This is a genomic window from uncultured Planktomarina sp. (assembly GCA_943788425.1).
In the GTDB taxonomy this organism is placed as follows: Bacteria; Pseudomonadota; Alphaproteobacteria; order Rhodobacterales; family Rhodobacteraceae; genus Planktomarina.
The window spans coordinates 49,783-73,696 of sequence record CALSQF010000003.1 but is presented as its reverse complement, the minus strand read 5'-3'; the positions used below and the strand labels follow the sequence as shown (position 1 = coordinate 73,696).

Below are 23,914 nucleotides of genomic sequence, written 5' to 3'. Positions count from 1 at the left end.
TGGCTTATCTGCCAGCTAAGCTACAAAGGAAAACCCCATGTCACTACGCCCCACACTGGAAGCGCGGCAAGCCACCCCAACCTTAGAAGGGGCCGGCGTCAAACTGCACCGCGCTTTTGGATTTCAAGATCCCTCGGAAATGGACCCCTTTTTGTTGTTTGATGATTTTCGCAACGAACTAACAGAAGATTTTGCAAAAGGCTTTCCGTGGCATCCGCACCGCGGCATTGAAACCATTACCTATGTGCTGTCGGGCAGTGTTGAACATGGCGATAGCCTTGGAAACAAAGGTACGCTCGGTGCAGGTGACGTGCAATGGATGACCGCGGGCCGTGGGATTATGCATCAAGAAATGCCCCAGGGCAATCGTAGCGGACAGATGCATGGCTTCCAACTGTGGGGGAATTTGCCCGGCAGTTTGAAGATGACCGAACCAAGGTATCAAGATGTGGCCGGCAAGGAAATTCCCGAGGTCATTGACGACGACGGCACGCGCGTCAAGGTGATCGTTGGCGAATATTGGGGTAAAAAAGGTCCGGTCGATGGCATAGCCGCCGATCCGCAATATCTTGACATATATGTCCCGCCCGGGGTGCAAAAAACTTTCAAGATAGACACATATCGTCGGGCTTTCGCCTATGTTTTCGAGGGGGCCGCGGCCTTTGTCGATGCGGCGAAACCCACGGGCGTGCTGCTTGAAAAAGAAGTGGCTGGCCAGGAGGTCAACATCCGCGATCTTTCGGGCAATCGCACTTTGATCCGCTTTGGCAATGGGGATGAGGTCAGCCTGCAAGCCGGCGCAGACGGCGTGCGGTTTTTGTTAATCTCCGGTGCCCCGATTGATGAGCCTGTCGCGTGGCACGGTCCCATCGTCATGAACACCCGCGAGGAGCTGATGCAAGCCTTCAGCGAATTGCGCAACGGAACCTTTATCAAGCCAGCGAATTAACCCCAAAGGTTTGACGCGCCAAAGCGCAATAATGGAGCGTCAACTCTGTGCTGGACAAGCGGCCATCTTCGCGAAACCAATCCACCACCCCGGTCAGCATAGCAATCAAAGCGAAACTGGTGATTTTAGCGTCAGTCACCTGAAAATCTCCTGCGAGCACGCCCTTTCGGATCATGTCATACACAATCTTCTCATAGCGGCCGCGCATCTCTTCAATCTCCTTAAAGTTCTCCTCGGTGAGATTGCGCAGCTCCATATAGGAGATGAAAACCAGGTCTGGACGCTGGATGTGAAAATCCAAATGGAAGGCTACAAAGTGATCCAGTGCCGCCACCGGATTATGCGGCACTTGTTCTGCGGCCCAGCGGGCCAAAAGATCCGCCATGTGCCCGCGCAAAAGGTCAAACAATAACGCTTGTTTGTCAGGTGTGTAATTATAGATTGCGCCCGCCTGCACCCCCACCCGCGCCGCAATTTGGCGCATGGTCACCGCCGCAAAGCCATGGCGCGCGAAAAGCTCAAGCGCGGCTTGCTTGATTTTTGGACCAGTAATTTCTGAATGTGAGCCAATTTTGCGCGCCATGCGAAGATATTAACTGAACCAGCGTTCAGATCAATCATCATTGCTTGCTGCAGTTAACTTTGCACGTTAGGTCATGCTTATGACAGGTTATGTCCACTTATATCCTCTGTGCCTTGCGGCGCTCTTGGCCGGCTGCGCCACCATTGCGCAGCTCGATGAGGCCGAACCGACCGCAAAACAAGCCACAGCCTATCCGGATTTTCTCTCAGCCAGCGATCTACGCGCCGCTGTCGCCACATATTTGCAGTCGCAGCCCGCCATAGAGCTTTCCCGACAAGCGCAAAGGGACCAAAAGGCAACGGCCCTGCGCGGTAAAGATTTGACAGGCGAATAAGCCGAAACCTACCCGAAAATATCTATTAAATTGGACTGAGTTCCACGCCCGCCCCCGTTGCGGTTTCGGGGATTTACCACTAGACAAGGGCGACAAATTCATGACCGGAAGGAAGTAACTATGACCGCTGCCCCACTTAGACTTGGCATTGCAGGGCTCGGCACTGTTGGCGTCGGCGTTGTGAAAATGATCCAAAAAAATGCAGCATTGATCGCCAAACGCACAGGTCGCGAGATCACAGTTACTGCCGTTTGCGCCCAATCGCGCGGTAAAGACCGCGGGGTCGATCTTTCAGGCTATGCTTGGGAAGATGACCCAGTCGTTCTGGCCAAAAGAAACGATGTCGATGTCTTTGTAGAATTAATCGGTGGCAGCACAGGCCCAGCCAAACAAGCAACCCAGGCTGCCATTGCCGCTGGCAAAGATGTGATCACAGCTAACAAGGCAATGCTGGCTGAACATGGACATTCATTGGCCCTCTCAGCGGAAGCTGCCGGCCGTGTGATCCGCTATGAAGCCGCCGTTGCCGGCGGAATTCCAGTGGTCAAAGCCCTGACCGAAGGTCTCGCGGGAAATGAAATTCAACGCGTTTTGGGGGTCATTAATGGCAGCTGCAACTATATCCTCACACGCATGGAAGATGCCGGCCTGACCTATGAAGAGGTCTTTGCCGAGGCCGATGGTCTGGGCTATCTTGAAGCAGATCCGAACCTTGATGTGGGTGGCATTGATGCGGCGCATAAATTGGCAATTCTCGCCTCCATCGCCTTTGGTACAGAGATCGATTTCGCATCTGTCGTGATCGAGGGCATTGGCGCTATCACCATTGAAGACATTCATGCAGCCGCCGATATGGGGTATCGCATCAAACTTTTGGGGGTCGCGCAACGGACAGGCCGTGGGCTTGAGCAGCGCATGACACCCTGTCTGGTCCCGGCCAATTCCCCCTTGGGCCAACTTCAAGGGGGAACCAATATGGTGATCTTAGAGGGAGGCGATGTCGGGCAAATCGTGCTGCGCGGTGCAGGCGCTGGCGAAGGGCCAACGGCCTCCGCCGTCATGTCAGATGTGTTGGATCTCGCGCGTGGTTTACGGCTCAAGGCCTTTGGGCAGGCGGCGACAGGATTGGTGAAATCGCAACCGGCCAAGACGGCAACAACCGCGCCGTTTTATTTGCGCCTACAATTGCTCGATGAGCCCGGCGCGCTGGCCAAAGTGGCCGCGGTTATGGGCGATGCGGGGGTCTCCATCGACCGAATGCGCCAATATGGACATGATGCCAAGCAAGCCCCTGTGCTGATAGTCACGCATAAGACCACCCGCGCGGCAATTGATCAAATTTTAAAAGATTTTGCCAAAACGCGGGTTGTTGAGGGCCAGCCGGTCGCCCTGCGCATTGAGTCGGTGTGACCGAGCCCGCGCGGGCTCCAGCACGGGCTTTGAGCGGCAATTGGTTATTACTGCAGAGGTATTAGCGCGCACAGTCTTGCCACGGCTGGCACCGCTGCGATAGGGCAGGCTAAATGAATAAAGGAAACTCATATGTCTGATGCCACAGAATTTCATGATCGCGCCCTTTCCTTGGGACTGGCCCGTGTTGCCGAACAAGCCGCGCTGGCCTCTGCCAAACTCATTGGTCGCGGCGATGAAAAGGCCGCAGATCAGGCCGCTGTCAACGCCATGCGCACGCAATTGAACCTGTTAGACATTGCCGGTGTGGTTGTCATTGGCGAGGGCGAGCGCGATGAGGCGCCGATGCTCTATATTGGCGAGGAAGTCGGCTCGGGCCAGGGACCTGCGGTTGATATCGCCCTTGACCCTCTTGAAGGAACGACACTAACAGCGAAAGACATGCCCAACGCTTTAACCGTTATCGCCATGGGGCCGCGCGGCTCTATGCTGCATGCACCGGACGTTTATATGGAAAAGCTCGCAGTGGGGCCTGGCTTGCCAGAGAATGTCGTGTCTTTGACCATGGATCCGGCAGCCCGGGTTATGGCGCTGGCGGCCGCCAAAAACTGCGCAACCGGAAACATCACTGTCTGTGTCCTTGAACGCCCACGCCACGAGGCCATGATCGCCGAGTTGCGCACTACGGGCTGCGCCATCCGCCTCATTACCGACGGCGATGTTGCCGGCGTCATTCACTGCGCGGAATCAGAAACAACCGGTATTGATATGTATATGGGGTTGGGTGGCGCTCCCGAAGGGGTTTTGGCCGCCGCCGCCTTGAAATGTATGGGCGGGCAAATGTGGGGACGTCTGACCTTCCGCAATGATGACGAGCGCGGCCGGGCCGCCAAGGCCGGGATAACGGATTTGGACCAGATTTACAGCCGCGATGAGATGGTGACGCAGGATGTTATTTTCGCCGCCACTGGTGTCACGGATGGCTCCATCCTTGCGGGCATCAAGCGCGAGCTGGGTTTTTTGACCACCGAAACCATTTTGATGCGGTCAAAAACCGGCTCTGTGCGGCGCATGACCTACCGCGCGCCCTCACACTAGAATGTATCTGGGCGTCAATCAGTCGATTTCCAACCGCCGGTGGCTCGGGCCACCTCTGGCAACTGAACGCGATGCTTTGGCGCTGCATCAACAGAGTGATTTACCATTGCCTCTGTGCTATGTGATGGCCCGTTTGGGGGTTGCTCCGTTGGAGATTGGAGATTTCCTCAACCCGACCCTCCGCGCCAGTATGAGCGATCCGCAATCTCTCAAAGACTGTGCCAAAGCGGCAGACATCCTGCGCTCAGCCATTCAAAATCAACAAAAAATTGCTATTTTTGCCGATTATGATGTGGATGGCGGCACTTCTGCTGCATTGTTGATTGATTTTCTGCGGCAATTTGCCATTGAGCCGACCCTCTATGTGCCCGACCGAATCACGGAGGGCTACGGGCCTAACCCCAAAGCCATGGCAGCTTTGGCAGATCGTCATGATCTGATAATCTGCGTGGACTGCGGCACCTTGGCCCATGAGGCACTTGAAGCGGCACGGGCCGCAGATGTGGTGGTTTTAGATCACCATTTGGGCGCAGAGACCTTGCCCGAAGCGCGCGCTGTGGTGAATCCAAACCGGCAAGATGAAACAGGCGATTTGGCTCACCTCTGCGCGGCAGCAGTGGTCTTTATGGTTCTGACCCAGGTGGCACGGATGATGCGGACACAGGGGCAAACCCCGCCGAATCTGATCAATACGCTTGATCTTGTGGCCCTGGCCACAGTGGCCGATGTCGCGCCTTTGATTGGGGTGAACCGAGCCTTTGTGCGGCAGGGATTGAAAGTCATGGGCCAGCGCAAACGCGTGGGATTAAACGCCCTGTCGGATGTAGCGGCCCTGAACGCTGCTCCAAGCGCCTATCATCTGGGCTATGTGTTGGGACCACGAATCAATGCCGGTGGTCGCATTGGCAAGGCGGATTTGGGGGCTCGGCTTTTGGCCTGCAACAACCCTCATGAAGCGGCTGTTATGGCGGATAAATTGGAAGAGCTGAACACCGAGCGGCGCAGCGTCGAGGCCATGGTCAGACAGGCGGCGCTAGAGCAGGCAGAAGCGCGCGGCTTGGAGTTGCCTCTAGCTTGGGCCGCAGAGGAGGGCTGGCATCCCGGCGTGGTCGGCATTGTTGCAGCCCGGCTCAAAGAAAAAACCAACCGCCCCGCTGTGGTCATTGGCTTTGATGGCGACAGTGGCAAAGGCAGCGGGCGATCTGTCAGCGGGATTGATCTGGGCGCCGCCATCCATAAATTGGCGCGCGAGGGGTTGATCACGGCAGGGGGCGGTCACAAAATGGCGGCAGGTCTGTCACTGACCCGCGCGCAGCTCGGCCCTGCCATGGAGAGATTAGGGCAATTGCTAGAGGCTCAAGGCGCTGGAGCGCTGGGACCGGCAGATCTGAAGATTGACGGCACGTTAATGCCAGGCGGCGCGACGGTTGAGTTGATTGAGCAGCTTGAGCAGGCCGGCCCCTTTGGTGCGGGGGCCTCTGCGCCACGATTTGCTTTTCCCGATTGCACCATCGCCTTTGCAAAGCCGGTGGGAGAGTCACACCTAAAAATTACCCTGAGCGATGGATTCGGAACAAAATTAGATGCAATTTGCTTTGGCGCATTTGATGGGCCGCTCGGTCCCGCGCTCACCGCTGCTCATGGCGGAAAAATGCACATCGCCGGCCGTTTGGAGATCAATACTTGGGGCGGGCGTTCACGGCCGCAGCTGCGCATAGAAGACGCAAGCCCCGCCTAAAACCGCGCCGCCGGTGGGAACGCAAAAACATCGATAAAAAGTAAAGAATCGACTTGCCACACGCTGCGGCTTTCCATAAATAGCGCGTTATCAGCAGTGTCCCGTTCGTCTATCGGTTAGGACGTCAGGTTTTCAACCTGAAAAGAGGGGTTCGATTCCCCTACGGGATGCCATTGGCTTTCTGTACATTGTGACCCAGGATAAAAAGATGTGAAGTTGCGCCGGGCAATGTTGCGCGAAAAACTCTCAACAGCCGTGTAGTTGCAAAAAATGCCGAGGGCATGCCTTGGCATGTCATCCTCTCACTGGGTAAATTGCATGTAAAAGACCGCTGCATAACTCAAAGATACCTCTAAACGAGGGCTGCGCCTGCCAAGGCGCTGGCGGGCACAGCGCAGTGTTGCAAGCGGGCGAGGACCGCAAAAAAGGCCCGCCAATCTCTTGGCGGGCCTCAAACCTGCTGAAAGCTGTTACTCAGGCGTTGCGGCGTGCTACCTCAGTCATGAACCGATCTCGGATGACAACCGGATCTTTTGTTATGACGGGGACTTTGATATTGCCACTCTCACATTTGGATACGATCACAGACATTTTCTGCGACTCAATGGCCGCTTTAAGCACAGCGCCAGTCTCTTCAGCCTGACATTCAATCACCGTCTCGCAGCCACAGGCCTTCGCCACAGCCGCCAAAGAGGTTTTCTGGCCCGCATAGGTGGGTTGATCCCCAGTGGAGCCGTAGCTGCCATTGTCGACGATCAATAGAATGAAATTGTCGGCCACGTTATTCGCAATCGTAGGCAATGTACCAAAGTTGGTCAGAACTGAACCGTCACCGTCAATGGAGATCACGGTTTTATCTTGAGCCAAGGCAAGCCCAAGACCGATGGATGATGACAGGCCCATGGTGCCAAGCATATAGAAGTTGCTGGCTTGGTCGTCGATCATATGCAGCTCTTGGCTGGGCAGACCGATGTTACACACAACCAATTGGTCACGCAAAATTGGGGCGATATCGCGGATGATTTCAGAACGGATCATATTAATAACCTCCCCAGAAGGTCGCATCAGTCAAAATTGCCACCGGTTTGTTGCACATGAAAGTGTATTTCAAAATCGCATCCAACTCCTCCTCATCACCTGACTTATGGAAGTGATAGGTTGGAATGTTCAATTGGTTGAGCAGAGCTTTGGTGTGCACAGCCATTTCGACCTGACACGCCACAGGCTCTTTCAATTCACCCCGATACGAAATGAGCATTGGTAGCGGCATGCGGTAAAACTGGGTCAGGGTAACCAATGTGTTCACTGTGACGCCAATGGCCGTGTTTTGCATGATAATGGCGGGACGTTTGCCCCCCATGAAAGCGCCGGCGCAAAGGCCCATGCCCTCGTCTTCTTTATTTGAGGGAATGTGATAAATGCTGGGTTCTTTTTCAACCGCATCGATCACACCGCCAAGCTGTTTGCACGGTACGGTTGTGACAAATTCGATGCCATTTGCAACGAAATCAGCCACTATTTTCTCACTAACGGACATGATGCTCCTTTCAGGGGATTAGAATAATTTTGGGCGCAGGGGTGTTGCCGCTGCGGATGTCATCAAAGGCACTTTGCCCCTCTGACAAATGTCGGGTTTCGACCCAGTCCAAAGGTCCCATTTTACCGGCAAAAATCGCCTCGCCGGTCTCTTGGAAGTCCTTGGGGGTATAGGTATAGCAGCCAATCAGAGTGATTTCATGCAGCGTCATACGGCGCACATCGACGCCACCTTCTCCCGAGCCGAGGCCAATATGCGAGATCACCCCACCTGGCTTGGCCAATTCACAGGCCGCAGCACGGGTGGCCGCATAGCCAACGCCGTCAATGACCAAATCGGCGCTGCCGTCCTTTGGTGCATGGGCGTCTTTGCCATCGCTGGCTTTAAAACCATCCATACCCTTCAGTGTGGCCAGACGCAGCGGGTTTACCTCAATCAAAGTGATGTCTTGAACGCCCATTGCCCGCAAGCAGAGCGCCGCGCCAAGCCCAATGGCCCCGCCGCCAAGGACCACGCAGGCGAGGTTCTCCACCGGATCATCTTGCAAGCGCAGGCCGAGGCGCGCGGCATGCCAGCTACAAGCCAAAGGTTCTGTCAAAGCCGCCGATTGCAAAAGCTCCGCCCGGGGCACCACCAGTAGATTTTCGCTGGGAATGGCCACCAGTTCAGCAAAGGCACCTGGACGCGGCGGCATAGAAATGATTTGGCGCCCCAAACAAATATTCGGTTTTCCTGACTGGCAGGCATGGCATGTACCACAGCCATTTAGCGGGTTGATGGTGACCAATGTGCCGTCACGCGGCCCACCCACAATCGTCCCCGAGGCTTCATGGCCCAAAATAATTGGTGTCGGCCTGCGCGCATCATGGCCCAGAAATGCATGCATATCAGATCCGCAAATGCCTGAATATTGGATGCGAACCAGCTCCTCGCCTGCTTTGGCGATGGGGTCTGCCTGATCCATATAGGTGAGTGTCTCTACATCCGTGTTTACCAGAGCCTTCATTTCGCCGTATATCCTCCATCTACAAATAGAATCTGTCCCGTCACATAATCTGAAGCGGCAGAACAAAGAAACATCATAGGCCCGTCCATATCACGAACCTGACCATTGCGCCCGATGCAGGTCTGCGCGGCATTACGGGCCGCAAGGTCAGGATCTGCAAAAACGGGCGCCGTCAATTCTGTATGAAAGAAACCTGGCGCGAGGGCATTGGCTGTTATGCCATCCGATGACCACGTCTCAGCCATTGCACGGGTCATCTGCTCAACAGCCCCTTTGGACGCCCCATAGCTGATACCATTCGCAAAAGCGCGGCGCGATTGCAAAGAGGCAAAATTGATGATCCGCCCCCATCCCTTTTCCCGCATCCCAGGCACCATGGATTTGGCTAAAAAGAATGGTGCGGCCACATTGAGGTTTTGCGTCACATCCCAATCGGCATCCGTCATCTCATCGGCTGGCCGGCGCGTGTTGATACCCGCCGCATTGATTAAAATATCGGGCGCGCCAAAGGGCTTGGCCGCTTGCGCGGCCACATCGTCCAAACACGAGCGATCCGATAGATCTGCAGCCAAAATGGCGGTTTCGCCCGGGGTTTGTTCAGACCAAGTCGCGAGAGCATCCGCGCGTCGGGCAATCGCAACGACCTGCGCCCCATGCGTGGCAAGCAGGCTGGCCGCCCCCTGCCCCAAGCCACTGGACGCACCGGTCACAACGGCAATCTTACCCGCAACGCTGAACAATGACGCAGACCTCATCGATTAACCCTGCGCTGACAGATCAAAGTTTTCACCCGGATAATATTTCGCCAAACGAATATCCGCGGTGCGCGCATGGCCTTCCATGCCCTCAAGCCGGGAAATGCGTGCAGTGGCAATGGCCACATCTTTGGCGCCATCGCGGGTGGCACGCTGCCAAGTGACCAATTTCATGTATTTATGCACGGACAATCCACCAGTGTATTTGGCCGAACGCGAGGTGGGCAAGCAATGGTTCGGACCCGAGGCTTTGTCGCCATAGGCAACAGTGGTTTCCTCACCAAGGAACAAAGAGCCATAACAGCTCAAACGATCAAGCCACCAATCCAAATCATCGGCCTGAACGGTCAAATGCTCTGGCGCATATTCATCGGAGGTGGCAGCCATTTCTTCTCGATCCTCACAGAGAATAACTTCTGCGTAATCACGCCAGGCCGCTTCCGCATTGATCCGATTAAGCTCAGGCAAATCCGCAATCAAGCTAGGAACAATTTCCAAGACTTTTTGCGCCAACGGCTCATCATCTGTCACCAGCCAAACCGGTGAATTATACCCGTGTTCCGCTTGGCCAACCAAATCGGCGGCAACAATTTCCGCATCTGCTGTGCCGTCGGCGATCACCAAGCTGTCGGTTGGACCAGCAATCATATCAATACCAACACGGCCAAACAAAATGCGTTTAGCCTCGGCCACGAACTGATTGCCCGGCCCCACGATAATATCCGCCTCTGGCAGGCCAAACAGTCCAAAAGTCATCGAAGCCACGCCCTGCACCCCGCCCATGGCCAAAATCTTATCTGCGCCGCAGTGATGGGCCGCGTAGATAATCGCAGGCGCGACTCCAGCGTCTTTGGCAGGGGGCGAACAGGCGGTGATATGCTGGCAACCGGCCACCTTGGCTGTAGTTACAGTCATGATTGCACTGGCGATATGGCTATAACGCCCACCTGGGATGTAGCAGCCAGCCGCATTGCAAGGAATACTCTTTTGCCCCGCAATCAAGCCCGGCACGATTTCTGTCTCAAAATCAGTAATCGTACCGCGCTGCGCTTCGGCGAAGCGTTTCACATTGGCATGGGCAAATTGAATATCTTGCTTCAGCTTTTCTGGCACCAAATCACAAGCCGCTTGGATTTCCGCCTCGGTCAAAATCAAATTTCCATCATACCCGTCAAATTTTGCCGCATATTCAAGCGCAACCGCGTCACCCCCCGTTTCGATGTCATTGAGAATTCCCATGACTGTTGCGCGAACATCATCGCTGCCCGTCGAGGCGGTTTTTGTAGATTTTTTGAGATAGACCCGAGCCATTGCAAACATCCTTGGAAGTTATTTGTGTTTTCGACTCATTGTGTAAGCGCTTGCATTACACTATGCAAGCGCTTACATTCATCAAGAACAACGAATGGGAAATTATCATGCGTGACAGCAATCGCCCCAGCCTCGAAGACGTGGCCGCATTGGCAGGCGTGTCGACAGCTTCCATTTCACGCTGCATCAATTCACCCCACAAAGTGGCGGAGCCCACCCGGCAGCGGATTCAAAATGCCATTGAGACTCTCGGCTACTTGCCCCATTTTGGCGGCCGTGCTTTAGCACGCAATCGCACCAATACGATTGGTGCTATCATTCCGACGATGGACAACGCGATGTTCGCCAGCGGCCTGCAAGCCTTTCAAGAAACGCTCAGCGCCGCCGGTGTGACCCTGCTGGTCGGCAGCTCAAACTATGATCCAGACCAAGAATTTAAATCCATTCGCTCTTTGCTGTCACAGGGGGCTGATGGATTATTGCTGATTGGGGCAGCACGACCCGAGAAAACCCAAGCTTTCTTGAGACAACACGCCATCCCGCATATCTTGGCTTGGTGCTGTCCAAAAACAGGTCAGTCACCGAGCGTCGGCTTTGACAATCAAAAATCAGGCCATGATATCACGGCGCATGTTTTGGCCCATGGGCATCGGAAACTGGCGGTCATTTGCGGCCTCAGAGAGGGCAACGACCGCGCTACCGCCCGCGTCATTGGCATAAAACAAGCAATCGCGGCCCAAACCGATGCGCAACTCTTAGGGCTTGAAGAGTGTAAATATAGTTTTGAAGAGGCCGGGGCGGCCTTTGCGCAGCTGCTGTCCAGCTCGGACAAACCCTCTGCGGTGATTTGCGGCAGCGATGTTCTGGCGGTGGGTGCCATGCTGCAAGCCCGTAAGTTAGGATTGCGCGTGCCAGACGATATTTCAATCACCGGGTTTGATGATATTTCATTGGCACGGGTCACCACGCCCAGCCTGACTACCGTGCGCGTGCCTCAGCACTCTATGGGTCGCAAAGCAGCAGAGGTGTTGCTGGCTTTACTCAATCAAGAGCCGGGGCAAATCCTGAGGCACGAGCTGGTGACAAGCATCATCGATCGCGGGACGCTTGCGCGGATCTAGAGCCGATCTTTGTCACAGGGCTGGCTGCGTCTGTTCATTACTCAAATAACACGTCGCGCATCAGGCGCGCGCCATCAATGAGAACCTGCCGCTTTGACCAGGCGTCTTCATAGGTCAACCGCTGTATCGGGCCATGAAAGGCCAAAGACGCCACATAGCGCCCGCGTTCGTCCAGAATTGGCACGGCCATCGCCACCATCCCGATGAAAAATTCCTCGCGGTCGAAGGCATAGCCATTTTTCGCAACTTGCTTGAGCTCGGCCAAAAGCGCGTCTTCCGTGCACAGCGTATTGGCCGTTAAATCCTTGAGCTGCAAGCTGCGCACCATCGCTTGGCGCGCCTTTGGTGCCAAGCTGGCCAGAAAGGTTTTACCGCTTGCCGTACAGTGAAACGGCACATGGGTCCCGACAGGCAATTGCACCCGAAAGGGCCAGTCCGTTTCGACCCGATCGACATAGATCATCCCTTTGCTGTCGGGCACCACGAAGTTGACCGTCTCGCCAACTTCATCCGCCACACTTTGCATCACCTGGTGCCGTGCGATATGATGACGGGAGGCATGCAGAAGACCCGATGCCATAAGCCGCGAGCGCCGCGTTGGGCGCAGTTTCTTGCCATCTTCTTCCCGGGCCAAAAACCCCTCCCGCTCTAGCTTGGCGCAGAGGCGGTGAATGGTTTGCTTGGGCAGGCCAATCGATTTGTTGATTTCAGTGGGCGACAGCGCACGATCAGACGTCCCCAAAACCTCCAGGATCAGCAATGTGCGTAAATTCGTTGGAATACGATCTTCCATTGTCTTCTCACTTCACCCTCTCGACCCAAACTTCGCATCGCACCCATGCAAAATTATATTGCCGAATCTCATCTTTCCTGCATAGTAACATAAATCTCGAAAAAACGAGAATAAAAGTCTCATTTTTTGATGATGGAGCTGGCTTGGAGTTTGACTTTGTAATAATTGGAGCGGGATCCGCCGGCTGTGCGCTGGCAAACCGGCTGTCGGCAGATGCAAAATACTCTGTGGCTCTGCTCGAAGCGGGTGGGCGCGACACCAATCCATGGATCCACATCCCGGTTGGTTATTTCAAAACGATGGACAACCCCAAAACAGATTGGCGCTATCGTACGGAAAGCGATCCAGGACTGAATGGCCGGGATATTCCCTGGCCGCGGGGTCGGGTGTTAGGGGGCTGCAGCTCGATCAACGGCCTACTCTATGTGCGCGGGCAAGCCGAAGATTTTAATCATTGGCGGCAACTCGGCAACACTGGCTGGGCGTGGGAAGACGTTCTGCCCTATTTCAAACGCGCAGAAACTTGGAAGGGCGATGGCACCGAGAATTCAGAGCGGGGCACAGACGGTCCGCTGTCCGTATCCCCGACCCGTTTGAAGCGCGAAATCGTAGACAAATGGCTCGATGCCGCCGTCGGCGCTGGATATAAACGCAATCCCGATTACAACAGTTCAGATCAAGAAGGGGTGGGGTATTTCCAACTGACCCTGGACAAAGGGCGGCGCTGCTCCAGCGCGGTGGCCTATCTAAAACCCGCGCGCAATCGCAAAAACCTCACCATTATCACCCATGCGCAGGTCGAGAGACTGCTGGTTGAACAGGGTGAGGCCAAGGGCGTTGTTGCCAATATCAAAGGCCAAAGCCAAACCATCCGCGCCCGCCGGGAAGTGATCTTGAGCGCGGGCGCCATCGGTTCACCGCAAATTCTCATGCTCTCAGGCATTGGCGACGCACAGGAACTGAAAGCAAAGGGGATCGAGCCGATCTGCGATCTGCCAGGCGTTGGAAAAAATCTGCAAGATCATCTGCAAGCACGGCCGGTTTTCAAAACAAATCTTTCAACCATAAACATCGAGACCAATAATATTTTCAAACAGGGCCTGATCGCCTTGCAATACGCCATAAGCCAAACCGGACCAATGACTATGGCCGCCAGTCTTGGCACCGGTTTTTTGAAAACAGATCCGATGCTGGCAACACCAGATATTCAGTTTCATATCCAACCGTTCAGCGCCTCTGCGCCGGCTGATGGGCCGCATAAGTTTTCGGCCTTCACCGCCTCCGTGCTGCAATTGCGCCCGGAAAGCACGGGTCATCTCGAGTTAAAATCCGCAGATTGGCGGGATCACCCAGCCATTCACCCCAATTACTTGGCCACAAAACTCGATCAAGACACCATCGTGAAGGGCATCCAAATAGCGCGCCGCATTGCGCAGTTTGAGCCATTGAAATCACATATCATCGAAGAATTTATCCCCGGGTCAAAGATCGACATGGACGATTATGACGCAACATTGAATTGGGCCCGCGACAATAGCGTGACAATCTATCATCCAACGGGCACCTGCAAAATGGGTCAGGATGACTTGGCCGTTGTCGATGCACGTTTGAAAGTGCGGGGCCTAAAAGGTCTGCGCGTCGCTGATTGCTCCATCATGCCCACGATCACCTCTGGCAACACAAATGCTCCGGCGATCATGATTGGTGAAAAACTGTCGGATATGATTTTGGAGGACGCCCGTTGAGCCGCTCTATTCATCTAACTAAGGAAGCCCAGAATGTTTGATACTGCAATGGCCTATGGTCAAATCATAATCGCGGATTTGATCCTGTCAGGTGACAATGCTTTGATCATCGGTATGGCTGCGGCTGGCCTCTCTCCAGAATTGCGCAAACGCGCTATTTTGTACGGTATGGTGATTGCGGCTGTCCTGCGGATTGTATTTGCCGTGATCGCAACAACCCTTCTCGGTATACCCGGCATATTGTTCATTGGCTCCGTGCTGCTTTTTTGGGTATGCTGGCGTCTGTTTCAAGAAATCCGCGAGGGTCTCGAGCGAGATGCGCAGGAGGCGATGCTGACCGCCGGTGATCTTGAGCAGGGCTACACAGGAGCGCCACAAAAAACCATGGCCGGCGCCCTGATCTCAATCACGATTGCAGATGTCTCCATGTCGCTCGACAATGTTCTCGCCGTGGCGGCAATTGCCGATGGCGACAAACAAATCTTGATTTTTGGTCTGGGATTGGCGATCGTACTCATGGCATTCGCGGCGACTTTGATTATGAAGTTGCTTACAAATTATCCATGGATATCCTGGTTGGGACTGATTGTACTACTCTACGTTGCCGGTGAAATGATGTTCCGTGGCTTTTTCGACATTAACCATGGAGTGGGGCCCCTTTTGGGGCTCGTGGAAGGCTGGGAGATCAGCAAAAGCCACTAAAAAGAATTGGGATTTGGCGGCATAAAGATGAAGCCAATACTCTACGACCCGATGGTGTGCCTTCGGCCCGGGTCCAAAACAAGACAATGAAGGTACAACATAAGGGAGGAAAACTTAAATGTTTAACCTGAAAACACTTGCCAAGACAGCTGCTATTACTGTAGCCAGCTTGGCTTTTGCGCCAGCGGCGTTTGCCGATGGTCATACAAAAGTACTGCGCATTCAATCAGTCTTACCAACCACTGGTGACGAGATTAAAATGGTTAGGGACTTTGGTGAAGATGTCTATGCCTTGACTGGCGGATCTTTGAAGCTTGAAGTTCTTGCTGCTGGTGCAGTGGTGGGATCCAGAGATGTTATGGATGCCGTGGATGCAGGGCTGGTTGAAGGTGGCTTTGCTTGGACACACTATTGGGGCGGTAAACACGTCGCTGCTAACCTCTTTGGTGCTCCCATAGCTGGCGCCGGCGTTGGCCTGGACGCACTGTCGTTCTTGTCATGGTTCCAATATGGTGGTGGCAAGGAATTGTATGACCAACTTTGGGATGAAATGGGAGTCAATGTAAAAGGCTTCATGCTTCAACCGGTGGGTCCAGAAGCACTAGGTTGGTTCTCTGAGCCAATTGCCTCCATGGACGACTTCCGCAAATACCGTTTCCGCGCCCCTCCAGGCATGGTTGGTCAAGCTTATAAAGACATCGGCGTCGCCTCTGTAGCGATGGGTGGAGGCGACATCCTCCCCGCTTTGGAAAAAGGCACAATCGACGCAGCTGAATGGTGCTGCCCAGTGGCAGATATGGCTTTTGGATTTCAAAAAGTTCTGAAGCATTACTACCTGCAGGGTCTTCACCAGGTCGTGGTTAATGCTGACCTGTATGTAAACGGAGACTTCTATGATGCCCTGACCGATACCGAGAAAAAAGCCCTTGAAGTAGCTGCTAATGCTTCTCTATCAAAGTCAATGTCATATCGTATCCTTGCAAACGGAAAAGCGCTTAAAGATCTCACAGACAACCACGGCGTTATCTTGCATGATACTCCAGCGGATTATTTCCCAGCATACATGGGTGCTGCGAAGGCGCTCCTTGAAAAAGGTGCTGCAGAAAACGAATTCTTTGCTGAAGTTTGGCAGTCTCAGAAAGACTTTGCAGACGTTGCGGTTCCCTTCTGGGCTGGCGCACAGGCTTCAAACGCTGCCCTAGGCAAGGCACACGCTGATAGCTTGAAGTAAAACATAAAAATACGAGGCCAAACGGCCTCGTATTTCTTCTTTTGAAAGCATTTTATATAAAAGTTTTCACAAGAAGAAATTAGAAAAATTTCTGAGAATAAAACCCATGGGAGGGCCGGATGGCTGAAGAAGTTGATCCAAAAAAGCTGGAAATAGCCGATGAGCTAATTGCTGAGCGTCGGGCGGAACGACCTGGGGAAACACCAGATGGCATGACGCCTTGGCAGAAGCCAATTACTGCAGCAATCGATATTACCAACGATTGGGCAGGCAAGCTTTTGTGCTTACTTATGGTTCCGTTAATCGGAGTAGTCGTTTTTGAGGTGATTGCTCGTAACTCTTTTGCAATCATGTCCGGCTATGGATGGGATGAGCTAGCTCGAAATATAGGGTTAGGCCCAACGGTTTTTGCATACGATATCAGCCGTATGATTGCCGGCGTACTGTTTATGGGTGCAGCGGGATATGGTTTAATGCGTGGTGTACATATTCGGGCTGATTTTATTTATCGAAACTGGTCTGATAAAACGCAAGCGACGGTTGATGCTTTAGCGTACATGGCATTCTTCATTCCATCGATGATTTTCTTTACTATAATTACATCACAATACTGGCTTGTAGCCTACAATTCTGGCGAAACTGCGTTTGACAGCACCTGGGGGCCAGTCCTTTGGCCCGCTCGCTTAGCTATGCCAGTTGGGGGACTTTTGCTGTTGCTGCAAGGATTTCCAGAATTATTTCGCGCTTTTCACAAAATGGGCAAAGAGCGTGAGGCAATCTTTGTTAAATTATTAGTACCATACTTCATTATCGTTGGCGCAATCGTGATATCAGTTTTCTACCCAAATTCTCTACCACTCACGGATTGGTTTTCTGGACTAATTGCAGAAGGCCCCGGACTATCAAAACCGACCATCGGACTAATTATGCTGGGCGCGATGCTCTTTGTGATATTTATTGGTTTTCCAATTTCGTTCACATTAATTTTTTTAGCATTTGTATTTGGAATCTGGGGATCAAATTTTAAATTGACCACCCTTTTGATGACACTAAACACTAATTCCACCATGCTAAACGATCAATTAATGGCAGTGCCACTATTTATTTTGATGGGTATTGTAATGGAAGCGGCAGGATTAATGGAGCGCCTGTTTGCTTCAATCCAAATGATTATGTCACGCATTCGGGGCTCACTTTACATAGCTGTTCTGATCGTTTCCACAATTTTCGCGGCCGCTACGGGCATTGTGGGAGCTTCAGTTACCCTACTAGGCATTATGGCCGGTGCAACAATGAGCCGGTCCGGTTACAATGTCCAATTGGCAGCTGGAACAATTACCGCGGGGGGCACTTTAGGAATATTAATCCCCCCATCAATCATGCTTATAGTGATGGGCCCTGTCCTGGATGTTTCAACATTAGACTTGTTCCGCGGAGCCTTCATTCCAGGCGCAATCCTAGCCATCCTGTATTTGGTTTATACACTGGGCCGTTGCTGGATCAATCCTGCTTTAGGCCCAATTCTAGCTGAAGAGGATCAACCAGAGACCTCCAAGAATTATGGGCTGGAAGTGATACTAATATGCATGGGTGTGTTGGCTATATGTAGGGTCTTTGGTTTGTCTCTTAGCGGCGCATTAAGCTTATTTCCTTTTAGCGGCTTGCTAGTACTGATTGCAGTTCTGATGATTGCCCACGGTGCGTACCGTAGTTTGAAAGTGCTACGTCTGGCAGTCCCAATCGCAGTGGCGGTCCAGGCAGCTTGGGCTGCAACACAGTTAATGAATTCAAATGGGTTAGGGTTCGGTGTTCTTTATCACACCATGTGGCTATTATTTATGGGTTTCACCGCATACAAGTCTTTTGCATTATACCGCCCAGATACTGCAGAAAACTTTCATTTCTCAGAGCTCTGGGACGAGTTTTTTGCTGGCCTAATGCCACCGACCATACTAATTTCCTTCGCCTTAGGTTCAATCTTGTTTGGCTTTGCAACACCTGCAGAGGCTGCTGCAATGGGCGCATTTGGTGCAATTTTGTTGTCTATAAGTTACGGTAAGTTCAAAATTTCTGGGTTCTTCGATAGCCTGATTAAGGCCTTGGAAATCACTGTTTTGATCATGTTCTTGGTTGCGGCTTCTAATTTCTTTGGAGCCGAGTTTTCTTCACTAGGCACCCCAAAAATGATGACTGAAGCCTTGTTACAGTTGGATTTATCACCGTACATGATCTTAATACTAATAATGGTACTGATTTTTCTTCTTGGCTGGCCATTGGAGTGGGTACCAATTGTTTTGATCGTAATACCTGTATTACTACCGACAGTAATGGCATTGGATTTGCCAGGCTTTGAGAGCCAATACGACAAGATGGTTTGGTTCGGCATAATGGTGGCAGTTAACCTACAAACTGCATGGCTAAGTCCACCAGTGGCTCTATCTGCGTACTTTCTAAAAGGCGTAGTCCCCAATTGGGATTTAAAAGATATCTACCTTGGGATGATGCAATTTATGGTTGTGCAATTAATCGGCTTGATCTTGCTATTTATGTTCCCGCAGCTCGTGCTTTGGCTACCTAAAGCAATGGGTGGATAATAAAATATGGGCGGTCCAGTGGGACCGCCTACTTTCTTTCACCAGTCCAAAAACTTATCGCATATAGGAACTGCCAGCTCAAAAAACATTTCTTTAAGTTCGCTTTCCGATTTAAAAGTGCGCCACTTTACTACTGTTAGTTCCAGTAAAAATGGTGACGAAAGTATAATTACAATCAAAAATCAGTTGGCGCTCCACCTTCGGAAATTCGGCGATCGACGAAAGCCCGCAACTCTTCATGAATGGCCATATCCATAGGCGGTTTTTTATAATCCGCCATGATCTCCTTATATTTGGCCGAGGCCCGCTCAGCCGTCCAAATACCACCGGCCAATTCCCATCCTTCATAATTGCGCCAATCGCTGATGAAGGGTTGGTGGAAGGCGGTTTCATAGCGATCTTGGGTATGCTGAACTCCGAAGAAATGCCCTGAAGATCCAACTTCCTTTATGGCCTCAATGGCGATATCTTCGGGCGCTGTCCGCGTGATGATCGGTTCAAAATAGCGCTGAATAAGCTGTAATACTTCGCAATCCATGATAAACTTCTCTGGCGAGGCAATCAGCCCTCCCTCCAACCAGCCGGCGGCGTGATAGACCACATTCGAACCCGACTGCACAGCAGCCCAGAGCGAATTTGAGGTCTCCCACATCGCCTGCCCGTCGGGGACATTGGCGGCACAAACCCCTGAGGAGCGGATCGGCAGTTTATAAAACCGGCCCATCTGTCCGGTCATCTGCGTGGCCCGCATATATTCCGCGGTGCCAAAGGCCGGAGCGCCAGTTTTCATATCCACATTCGAGGTAAAAGTGCCAATCACACAGGGGATTCCCGGGCGCACATATTGAAACAACGCGATGGCACACAGCGCCTCAGCAATCGATTGCGTCACAGCCCCGGCCATGGTGACCGGAGCCATCGCACCGGCCAGAGTGAAAGGTGTGACAAAAATCGCCTGCCCACGCCGTGCAAGCCGCAGGCAGCCGTCAATCATCGGCCAGTCATGCTTCAAAGGGCTGGTAGAATTGATATTGGTATACATATGCGGTTTGGATTCAAACTCCTCATGACTGAGCCCGCCAGCGATACGCACCATCTCCATTGTGTCTTCGACACGCTCTGAACCCAAGCAATAGGTATGGGCCGCCTTGTCAGTCAATGTGAGCTTGTCATATGTCGCCTCAAGATGACGAATGGAGGCATGCACATCCACAGGCTCCACAGGGTAGCCGCCTACAAAATGAATACAGTTAAAATATTGGCTGAGCCTGAAAAAATCTTGGCATTTCTCCCGTGTGCCCGACACTTTCCGGCCCAATTCCATATCCCAATAATTCGGCGGTGAAGAGACATTGCCAAACAGCATTTTATTGCCCCCAACCGTCAACTCATGAGCTGGATTGCGCGGCGTGATGGTAAATTCCGATGGCGCTTTTCCGATCATCTCCATGACCCAATAGCGATCAAGAAAAACTTTCTCACCCTCGACCTTACATCCGGCATCCTTAAAAATCGCGAGCGCTTCCGTGTTCAGAAACTCGATTCCAATGTCTTCCAAGATGGTCATCGCCCCTTCGTGGATGGCTTCAATACCCTCCTGCGTCAGCGGCTCAATTGGGCGGTCTGTGTTTTCCACAATGCGCCATGGCATCTGCTCAATCGCCCCACGATTGCCACGGGTATTTCCCGCACGTCCTCCGCTCCGGCGTCTTGGGGCATTACTCATCATCATCTCCAACGGTTGGTTGCCATCAAAATGCCCGAGTCCTGTGGAGTTTGCGGTCAAATTGCGACATTTTCTGTCCTCCACGGAGACTATCTGTTTTGCGCAGAGATCCAAGCGGGAAGATGGGACACATCTGGCAGCACAGCATCTGCCAGAGGCGTCAGTTCAGCCGCCTCGGCCAATCCCGTCAGCACAGCAACTGTACGCATTCCCGCCGCGCGGCCAGCACGCAGATCATGAGTGCTGTCACCGACCATGACACAGGCCGCAGCTGGAATATCCATTTTATCGGCCAAAGCCAGCAGCGGCGCAGCCTGTGGTTTTGCGCCAAATCCGCTGTCACTGCCCATTACAAAGTCAAACAGATCTAGCGCCTGAACGGACGCGAGATGTGCGCGTGCGGGGCCTTCGGCATCATTTGTCATGACACAAAGCCCAAGATCGATGCGCCGCAATTCAGCTGTCAGTCTGTGCAAATCTGTCACCAGAACCTGCGGCGCTGTTTCCGCCTCCCCATTGAGCCAGCCACATATCTGGCTTTGACCCATGCCCGGAATATGGTCGTGGATCACCGCCGCGATCTGCATGGGGGTGCCTGCAACGATGACGCTGCCAGGCTGCACTCTGCGGGTTTTTGTGTCATAGCCGAGGGACCGCGCAAGCTGCCCGAGCAGCACCCCATCAGAGCCGGCGATGCGTGCCAAAATCTGTGCTGTCCAAATGCCCCAGGTGCTTTGGAAATCAAACAGCGTGCCGTCCTTGTCGAAAATGACACCGCGAATATTCATCAGGTCCAATTTACCTGTTCTGCGCCGGGCAAAGCCTGTCGCGCCATCATAGGATCCATGTAATTGGCAATGCCAGCATCATCGCAAAACCGCGTAACCCAAGCATCATCCATGCAAATAAAATCAAGCAATGCAGCCAGAAACACGGGATCAGAGACCCCTGCGCGCAAATCATGTTCTGAGGCCCCAGATGCGCCCATAAAAATCTCTCGCAAATCATCTTCACCGATCATCCAAGCCAGGGCTTGTACGGCTAAGGTTTGCGCGAGGTCCGGGGTCATATCAGTGCCATTTCTAAGTCTCTATTTCTCTTCATAATCTGCCGCCTGGGCCCAGCGCAAGAGGCGCGACGGCGCTCATTTACGCCCTTGGAGCAGAGCCTGCGCCAATTGCTCGCGGGCCTTGGGCGTCATAGAGGCCAATTTATTAAGCAAAGCCTCCCGCGCGATGACCCGCCGCTCATCGATCATCGTCGCCTCATTGTCCAACACCGCCAAAACCGCCGCACGCTCAAAGGGCTCGCTTCTCAACAAATCAGCAAGAGCAGCCGTTACCTGCGCGCGCAGCTCCCGGTCCATATGCCTGTCTCGTCCCTGGGCCTTTTGGATCATACGGCCCAAATCACGCCGATCGTTACGCTCCATGGCCCACACAAGAGGACCTAGGCTGGTCATTGGTCCGCGCGCCCGTGCCTCGTGCCGGGTAGAAACGCTGTCTAGGCGCACGTCCTTATGGCGCCCAGATCCAAAGAAGCCCCCCACCGCGCCCAGCACCAACAAATTGGCCGCCAATGAAACCACCAGGCATATTTTCAACATTCTGTGTGACATGATCGTCCCCTAGCTGTCTTCCCAAATAAACTCAGCCTCAAGCCCAATGCCGGAAAGCTCACTCAGGCTTTCGGTTTGGAAATAAGCGCTGGTGATATCCAACACGGCATCGGGCGGGCTCACACCGATGACCACCCCCGCCGCTCCAGCCATGGCCAGGCCCGCCCCCGCTGGCCAGCCGCCAAATTGCGCGGCAAGCTGAGATAAAAACCGAAATACCGCACGGCGCCACGGCTGGGGCGCCTCAGACTTTGGCAGGGCCGCAGCCGCCTGCGCCTGAAGCCGCGCCAGAAATTCAGGATCCAGCTGCGGCGCATCCCGCTGCGCCGCAGCAAAGAGCACATCTAAATCTTTATCATTCAACGGAGCGGGGGAGAATTCTTTATCCATCATCTTCCAATCCTAACGCCTTTTTCTGCGGTGCCAATGCATCTGCCAAGCTGCGCTTGCCGCGGGACATCAAACTCTCGACCGCTTCAACCGATATTTGCATGATCTGTGCGACATCAGGGTTTGACAGACCCTCGAGATGGCGCAAGACCATTGCCTGTTTTTGTCGATCGGGGAGATCGCTCAACGCCGCCCGGAGCGCCTGCGCCCGCGCACTATCTTGAAGACGGCGCTCCATGTCCGGACCATCATCTGGCATTTCCGGGACCGCATCGCTTGACTGGCGATTGCTCTTGCGCATTTTGTCAATACACAGGTTGGAGGTCACGCGATAGAGCCATGTGGTCACTTTGGCCTGCCCGGCTTGCCAATCCGGTGCCGCGTGCCACAGGCGCAGCAGGCTGTCCTGCGTGATATCTTCCGCCTCCGCCCGGTCTCCCAGCATCCGAAATGCCTGCGCATATACAACAGGCGCCAAACGCGCTGTCAAAACTTGTGCAGCAGCGCGGTCGCCTTGTGCAAACCGCGCCAGGAGCTCTGCATCTTCAAGATTTTGGCTCGCATCAAGGGCCATCATATGTCCTGATTAGGGGGTTTTACGGCTTCGGTAAATGACTAGCCCAGCTGAACGGGCTAGCCAAAAACAGGCATCACTCATCGCTTGACTGGCGCTTTGCTTTGCGATCACGCTTGCCTCTCATGGCGTCAAACTCTTCTTGGGAAATAACCCCATCTTCGTTTTCATCCATGCGATCGAACATCCTTTGCCCAAGTTTCATTTGCTCCATCTCGGCCAGCTCAATAGTGCCATTGCCATCGCTGTCCAGACGCTTGAGCATCCGCTTGGCCCGTTTGCCCATTTTCTTCGCCCGGTCGGCCTTTGCCCGGGCGGTCAGCTCTTCAAGCGTCAGGCTACCATCGCCATCTGTATCAGCCTCAGTAAATTGCGTTGCGCCAAAAGCCTTCACTTCCGCCTGCGTGATTTGCCCATCCCCATTGGCGTCCAATTTAGAAAAATCAGGGCGAGAACCACCATGGTCACGGGCCATCACGGGTGCGCTCGCCAAAATTGAAGTTGCAGCCAATGCGAAAATTGCGATTTTTTTCATTATCATTTTCCTTAGTTTCTTATTTTCATATGCACCGCGCAGGTTTTTGCGCTTGGTATAGGTAAAACGCAGCAGTAATCATTTTCCGTCGCTAAATATCAAAAATTATTGTGGCAGTTTGCCCCAGTGTCATCGCGCGCGCGGCGCTTGATAACGGCAGCATA

24 protein-coding genes and 1 tRNA gene are annotated in these 23,914 nt (G+C 53.3%); 11 read left to right on the top strand and 14 right to left on the bottom strand.

The genetic code is table 11. The annotated features are described in order from the left end of the window. The first annotated feature begins 37 nt into the window (after positions 1-37). A complete protein-coding gene (locus ABLW18_RS02910; RefSeq protein ID WP_347823372.1) occupies positions 38-949 on the top strand; it encodes a pirin family protein in 912 nt (303 codons plus the stop codon). Here the strand turns inward: ABLW18_RS02910 and ABLW18_RS02905 are convergent. Beyond that, positions 933-1,532: a TetR/AcrR family transcriptional regulator gene (locus ABLW18_RS02905; protein WP_347823371.1), complete on the bottom strand. Its 600-nt coding sequence runs from the start codon at positions 1,530-1,532 to the stop codon at positions 933-935. The genes ABLW18_RS02910 and ABLW18_RS02905 overlap by 17 nt on opposite strands. Before the next feature lie 79 nt (positions 1,533-1,611). On the opposite strand from ABLW18_RS02905, the gene ABLW18_RS02900 reads away from it, so the two are divergent. From ABLW18_RS02900 to ABLW18_RS02880, 5 genes are all read left to right on the top strand, one after another. Continuing rightward, positions 1,612-1,866: a hypothetical protein gene (locus ABLW18_RS02900; protein WP_347823370.1), complete on the top strand. Its 255-nt coding sequence runs from the start codon at positions 1,612-1,614 to the stop codon at positions 1,864-1,866. 120 nt (positions 1,867-1,986) lie between these two features. Beyond that, positions 1,987-3,276 (top strand): homoserine dehydrogenase, encoded by a 1,290-nt coding sequence (locus ABLW18_RS02895; RefSeq protein ID WP_347823369.1) that lies wholly within the window; start codon positions 1,987-1,989, stop codon positions 3,274-3,276. Positions 3,277-3,408: 132 nt separating this feature from the next. Continuing rightward, a complete protein-coding gene (gene glpX / locus ABLW18_RS02890; RefSeq protein ID WP_347823368.1) occupies positions 3,409-4,374 on the top strand; it encodes a class II fructose-bisphosphatase in 966 nt (321 codons plus the stop codon). Between the two features lies 1 nt (position 4,375). Continuing rightward, on the top strand, positions 4,376-6,112 hold the full coding sequence (gene recJ / locus ABLW18_RS02885; RefSeq protein ID WP_347823367.1) for a single-stranded-DNA-specific exonuclease RecJ: 1,737 nt from the start codon (positions 4,376-4,378) through the stop codon (positions 6,110-6,112). A gap of 98 nt (positions 6,113-6,210) precedes the next feature. Continuing rightward, positions 6,211-6,285, top strand: a tRNA-Glu gene (locus tag ABLW18_RS02880). A 301-nt stretch (positions 6,286-6,586) separates the two neighbouring features. Here ABLW18_RS02880 and comE read toward each other — a convergent pair. The 5 genes from comE to hisD are packed head-to-tail and all read right to left on the bottom strand — an operon-like array spanning position 6,587 to position 10,721. Beyond that, positions 6,587-7,150 (bottom strand): sulfopyruvate decarboxylase subunit beta, encoded by a 564-nt coding sequence (gene comE / locus ABLW18_RS02875; RefSeq protein WP_347823366.1) that lies wholly within the window; start codon positions 7,148-7,150, stop codon positions 6,587-6,589. A 1-nt stretch (position 7,151) separates the two neighbouring features. After that, entirely contained in the window at positions 7,152-7,649 is a 498-nt protein-coding gene (comD, locus tag ABLW18_RS02870) for a sulfopyruvate decarboxylase subunit alpha (RefSeq protein WP_347823365.1), read from the bottom strand. Positions 7,650-7,659: 10 nt separating this feature from the next. Continuing rightward, positions 7,660-8,655 (bottom strand): alcohol dehydrogenase catalytic domain-containing protein, encoded by a 996-nt coding sequence (locus tag ABLW18_RS02865; RefSeq protein WP_347823364.1) that lies wholly within the window; start codon positions 8,653-8,655, stop codon positions 7,660-7,662. Then, positions 8,652-9,410: an SDR family oxidoreductase gene (locus ABLW18_RS02860; protein WP_347823363.1), complete on the bottom strand. Its 759-nt coding sequence runs from the start codon at positions 9,408-9,410 to the stop codon at positions 8,652-8,654. Before ABLW18_RS02860 ends, ABLW18_RS02865 begins: the two co-directional genes overlap by 4 nt. A gap of 3 nt (positions 9,411-9,413) precedes the next feature. After that, positions 9,414-10,721, bottom strand: coding sequence for a histidinol dehydrogenase (hisD, locus tag ABLW18_RS02855; protein WP_347823362.1), 1,308 nt, complete (start codon positions 10,719-10,721; stop codon positions 9,414-9,416). A gap of 62 nt (positions 10,722-10,783) precedes the next feature. Here hisD and ABLW18_RS02850 point away from each other — a divergent pair, with 62 nt between their 5' ends. After that, the gene (locus tag ABLW18_RS02850) at positions 10,784-11,842 is read left to right on the top strand and encodes a LacI family DNA-binding transcriptional regulator (protein ID WP_347823361.1); all 1,059 of its coding nucleotides are present in this window, start codon (positions 10,784-10,786) and stop codon (positions 11,840-11,842) included. A gap of 37 nt (positions 11,843-11,879) precedes the next feature. Here ABLW18_RS02850 and ABLW18_RS02845 read toward each other — a convergent pair whose 3' ends face one another. Then, on the bottom strand, positions 11,880-12,635 hold the full coding sequence (locus ABLW18_RS02845) for an IclR family transcriptional regulator (RefSeq protein ID WP_347823360.1): 756 nt from the start codon (positions 12,633-12,635) through the stop codon (positions 11,880-11,882). Between the two features lie 143 nt (positions 12,636-12,778). On the opposite strand from ABLW18_RS02845, the gene ABLW18_RS02840 reads away from it, so the two are divergent. The 4 genes from ABLW18_RS02840 to ABLW18_RS02825 all read left to right on the top strand — a co-directional run bounded on the left by ABLW18_RS02840 (position 12,779) and on the right by ABLW18_RS02825 (position 18,907). Continuing rightward, complete coding sequence (locus tag ABLW18_RS02840) at positions 12,779-14,380, top strand: GMC family oxidoreductase N-terminal domain-containing protein (RefSeq protein WP_347823359.1); 1,602 nt, start codon at positions 12,779-12,781, stop codon at positions 14,378-14,380. A gap of 33 nt (positions 14,381-14,413) precedes the next feature. After that, on the top strand, positions 14,414-15,082 hold the full coding sequence (locus ABLW18_RS02835) for a TerC family protein (protein ID WP_347823358.1): 669 nt from the start codon (positions 14,414-14,416) through the stop codon (positions 15,080-15,082). Positions 15,083-15,200: 118 nt separating this feature from the next. After that, positions 15,201-16,313: a TRAP transporter substrate-binding protein gene (locus tag ABLW18_RS02830; RefSeq protein ID WP_347823357.1), complete on the top strand. Its 1,113-nt coding sequence runs from the start codon at positions 15,201-15,203 to the stop codon at positions 16,311-16,313. A 119-nt stretch (positions 16,314-16,432) separates the two neighbouring features. Then, a complete protein-coding gene (locus ABLW18_RS02825) occupies positions 16,433-18,907 on the top strand; it encodes a TRAP transporter large permease subunit (RefSeq protein WP_347823356.1) in 2,475 nt (824 codons plus the stop codon). A gap of 175 nt (positions 18,908-19,082) precedes the next feature. Here ABLW18_RS02825 and ABLW18_RS02820 read toward each other — a convergent pair whose 3' ends face one another. The 7 genes from ABLW18_RS02820 to ABLW18_RS02790 all read right to left on the bottom strand — a co-directional run bounded on the left by ABLW18_RS02820 (position 19,083) and on the right by ABLW18_RS02790 (position 23,750). Beyond that, a complete protein-coding gene (locus tag ABLW18_RS02820; RefSeq protein ID WP_347823355.1) occupies positions 19,083-20,639 on the bottom strand; it encodes a trimethylamine methyltransferase family protein in 1,557 nt (518 codons plus the stop codon). 83 nt (positions 20,640-20,722) lie between these two features. Then, positions 20,723-21,421 (bottom strand): HAD family hydrolase, encoded by a 699-nt coding sequence (locus ABLW18_RS02815; protein WP_347823354.1) that lies wholly within the window; start codon positions 21,419-21,421, stop codon positions 20,723-20,725. Continuing rightward, positions 21,421-21,702 (bottom strand): DUF3572 domain-containing protein, encoded by a 282-nt coding sequence (locus tag ABLW18_RS02810; protein WP_347823353.1) that lies wholly within the window; start codon positions 21,700-21,702, stop codon positions 21,421-21,423. Before ABLW18_RS02810 ends, ABLW18_RS02815 begins: the two co-directional genes overlap by 1 nt. Before the next feature lie 75 nt (positions 21,703-21,777). After that, a complete protein-coding gene (locus ABLW18_RS02805; protein WP_347823352.1) occupies positions 21,778-22,251 on the bottom strand; it encodes a hypothetical protein in 474 nt (157 codons plus the stop codon). A gap of 9 nt (positions 22,252-22,260) precedes the next feature. Further along, entirely contained in the window at positions 22,261-22,644 is a 384-nt protein-coding gene (locus ABLW18_RS02800) for a hypothetical protein (protein ID WP_347823351.1), read from the bottom strand. Next, positions 22,634-23,215, bottom strand: a complete 582-nt coding sequence (locus ABLW18_RS02795; RefSeq protein ID WP_347823350.1) for an RNA polymerase sigma factor — start codon at positions 23,213-23,215, stop codon at positions 22,634-22,636. Before ABLW18_RS02795 ends, ABLW18_RS02800 begins: the two co-directional genes overlap by 11 nt. Before the next feature lie 76 nt (positions 23,216-23,291). Then, positions 23,292-23,750 (bottom strand): EF-hand domain-containing protein, encoded by a 459-nt coding sequence (locus ABLW18_RS02790; protein ID WP_347823349.1) that lies wholly within the window; start codon positions 23,748-23,750, stop codon positions 23,292-23,294. Positions 23,751-23,914: the final 164 nt, after the last annotated feature.

Bases quoted from the DNA above. Each gene is read 5' to 3' on its own strand.
- ABLW18_RS02820 (WP_347823355.1), bottom strand. From the start codon at position 20,639: ATGATGATGAGTAATGCCCCAAGACGCCGGAGCGGAGGACGTGCGGGA.
- comE (WP_347823366.1), bottom strand. From the start codon at position 7,150: ATGATCCGTTCTGAAATCATCCGCGATATCGCCCCAATTTTGCGTGAC.
- comD (WP_347823365.1), bottom strand. From the start codon at position 7,649: ATGTCCGTTAGTGAGAAAATAGTGGCTGATTTCGTTGCAAATGGCATC.
- ABLW18_RS02790 (WP_347823349.1), bottom strand. From the start codon at position 23,750: ATGAAAAAAATCGCAATTTTCGCATTGGCTGCAACTTCAATTTTGGCG.
- ABLW18_RS02900 (WP_347823370.1), top strand. From the start codon at position 1,612: ATGACAGGTTATGTCCACTTATATCCTCTGTGCCTTGCGGCGCTCTTG.
- ABLW18_RS02795 (WP_347823350.1), bottom strand. From the start codon at position 23,215: ATGGCCCTTGATGCGAGCCAAAATCTTGAAGATGCAGAGCTCCTGGCG.
- ABLW18_RS02815 (WP_347823354.1), bottom strand. From the start codon at position 21,421: ATGAATATTCGCGGTGTCATTTTCGACAAGGACGGCACGCTGTTTGAT.
- ABLW18_RS02830 (WP_347823357.1), top strand. From the start codon at position 15,201: ATGTTTAACCTGAAAACACTTGCCAAGACAGCTGCTATTACTGTAGCC.
- ABLW18_RS02825 (WP_347823356.1), top strand. From the start codon at position 16,433: ATGGCTGAAGAAGTTGATCCAAAAAAGCTGGAAATAGCCGATGAGCTA.
- ABLW18_RS02865 (WP_347823364.1), bottom strand. From the start codon at position 8,655: ATGAAGGCTCTGGTAAACACGGATGTAGAGACACTCACCTATATGGAT.
- glpX (WP_347823368.1), top strand. From the start codon at position 3,409: ATGTCTGATGCCACAGAATTTCATGATCGCGCCCTTTCCTTGGGACTG.
- ABLW18_RS02845 (WP_347823360.1), bottom strand. From the start codon at position 12,635: ATGGAAGATCGTATTCCAACGAATTTACGCACATTGCTGATCCTGGAG.
- recJ (WP_347823367.1), top strand. From the start codon at position 4,376: ATGTATCTGGGCGTCAATCAGTCGATTTCCAACCGCCGGTGGCTCGGG.
- ABLW18_RS02810 (WP_347823353.1), bottom strand. From the start codon at position 21,702: ATGACCCCGGACCTCGCGCAAACCTTAGCCGTACAAGCCCTGGCTTGG.
- ABLW18_RS02835 (WP_347823358.1), top strand. From the start codon at position 14,414: ATGTTTGATACTGCAATGGCCTATGGTCAAATCATAATCGCGGATTTG.
- hisD (WP_347823362.1), bottom strand. From the start codon at position 10,721: ATGGCTCGGGTCTATCTCAAAAAATCTACAAAAACCGCCTCGACGGGC.
- ABLW18_RS02850 (WP_347823361.1), top strand. From the start codon at position 10,784: ATGCAAGCGCTTACATTCATCAAGAACAACGAATGGGAAATTATCATG.
- ABLW18_RS02895 (WP_347823369.1), top strand. From the start codon at position 1,987: ATGACCGCTGCCCCACTTAGACTTGGCATTGCAGGGCTCGGCACTGTT.
- ABLW18_RS02805 (WP_347823352.1), bottom strand. From the start codon at position 22,251: ATGTCACACAGAATGTTGAAAATATGCCTGGTGGTTTCATTGGCGGCC.
- ABLW18_RS02800 (WP_347823351.1), bottom strand. From the start codon at position 22,644: ATGATGGATAAAGAATTCTCCCCCGCTCCGTTGAATGATAAAGATTTA.
- ABLW18_RS02860 (WP_347823363.1), bottom strand. From the start codon at position 9,410: ATGAGGTCTGCGTCATTGTTCAGCGTTGCGGGTAAGATTGCCGTTGTG.
- ABLW18_RS02905 (WP_347823371.1), bottom strand. From the start codon at position 1,532: ATGGCGCGCAAAATTGGCTCACATTCAGAAATTACTGGTCCAAAAATC.
- ABLW18_RS02910 (WP_347823372.1), top strand. From the start codon at position 38: ATGTCACTACGCCCCACACTGGAAGCGCGGCAAGCCACCCCAACCTTA.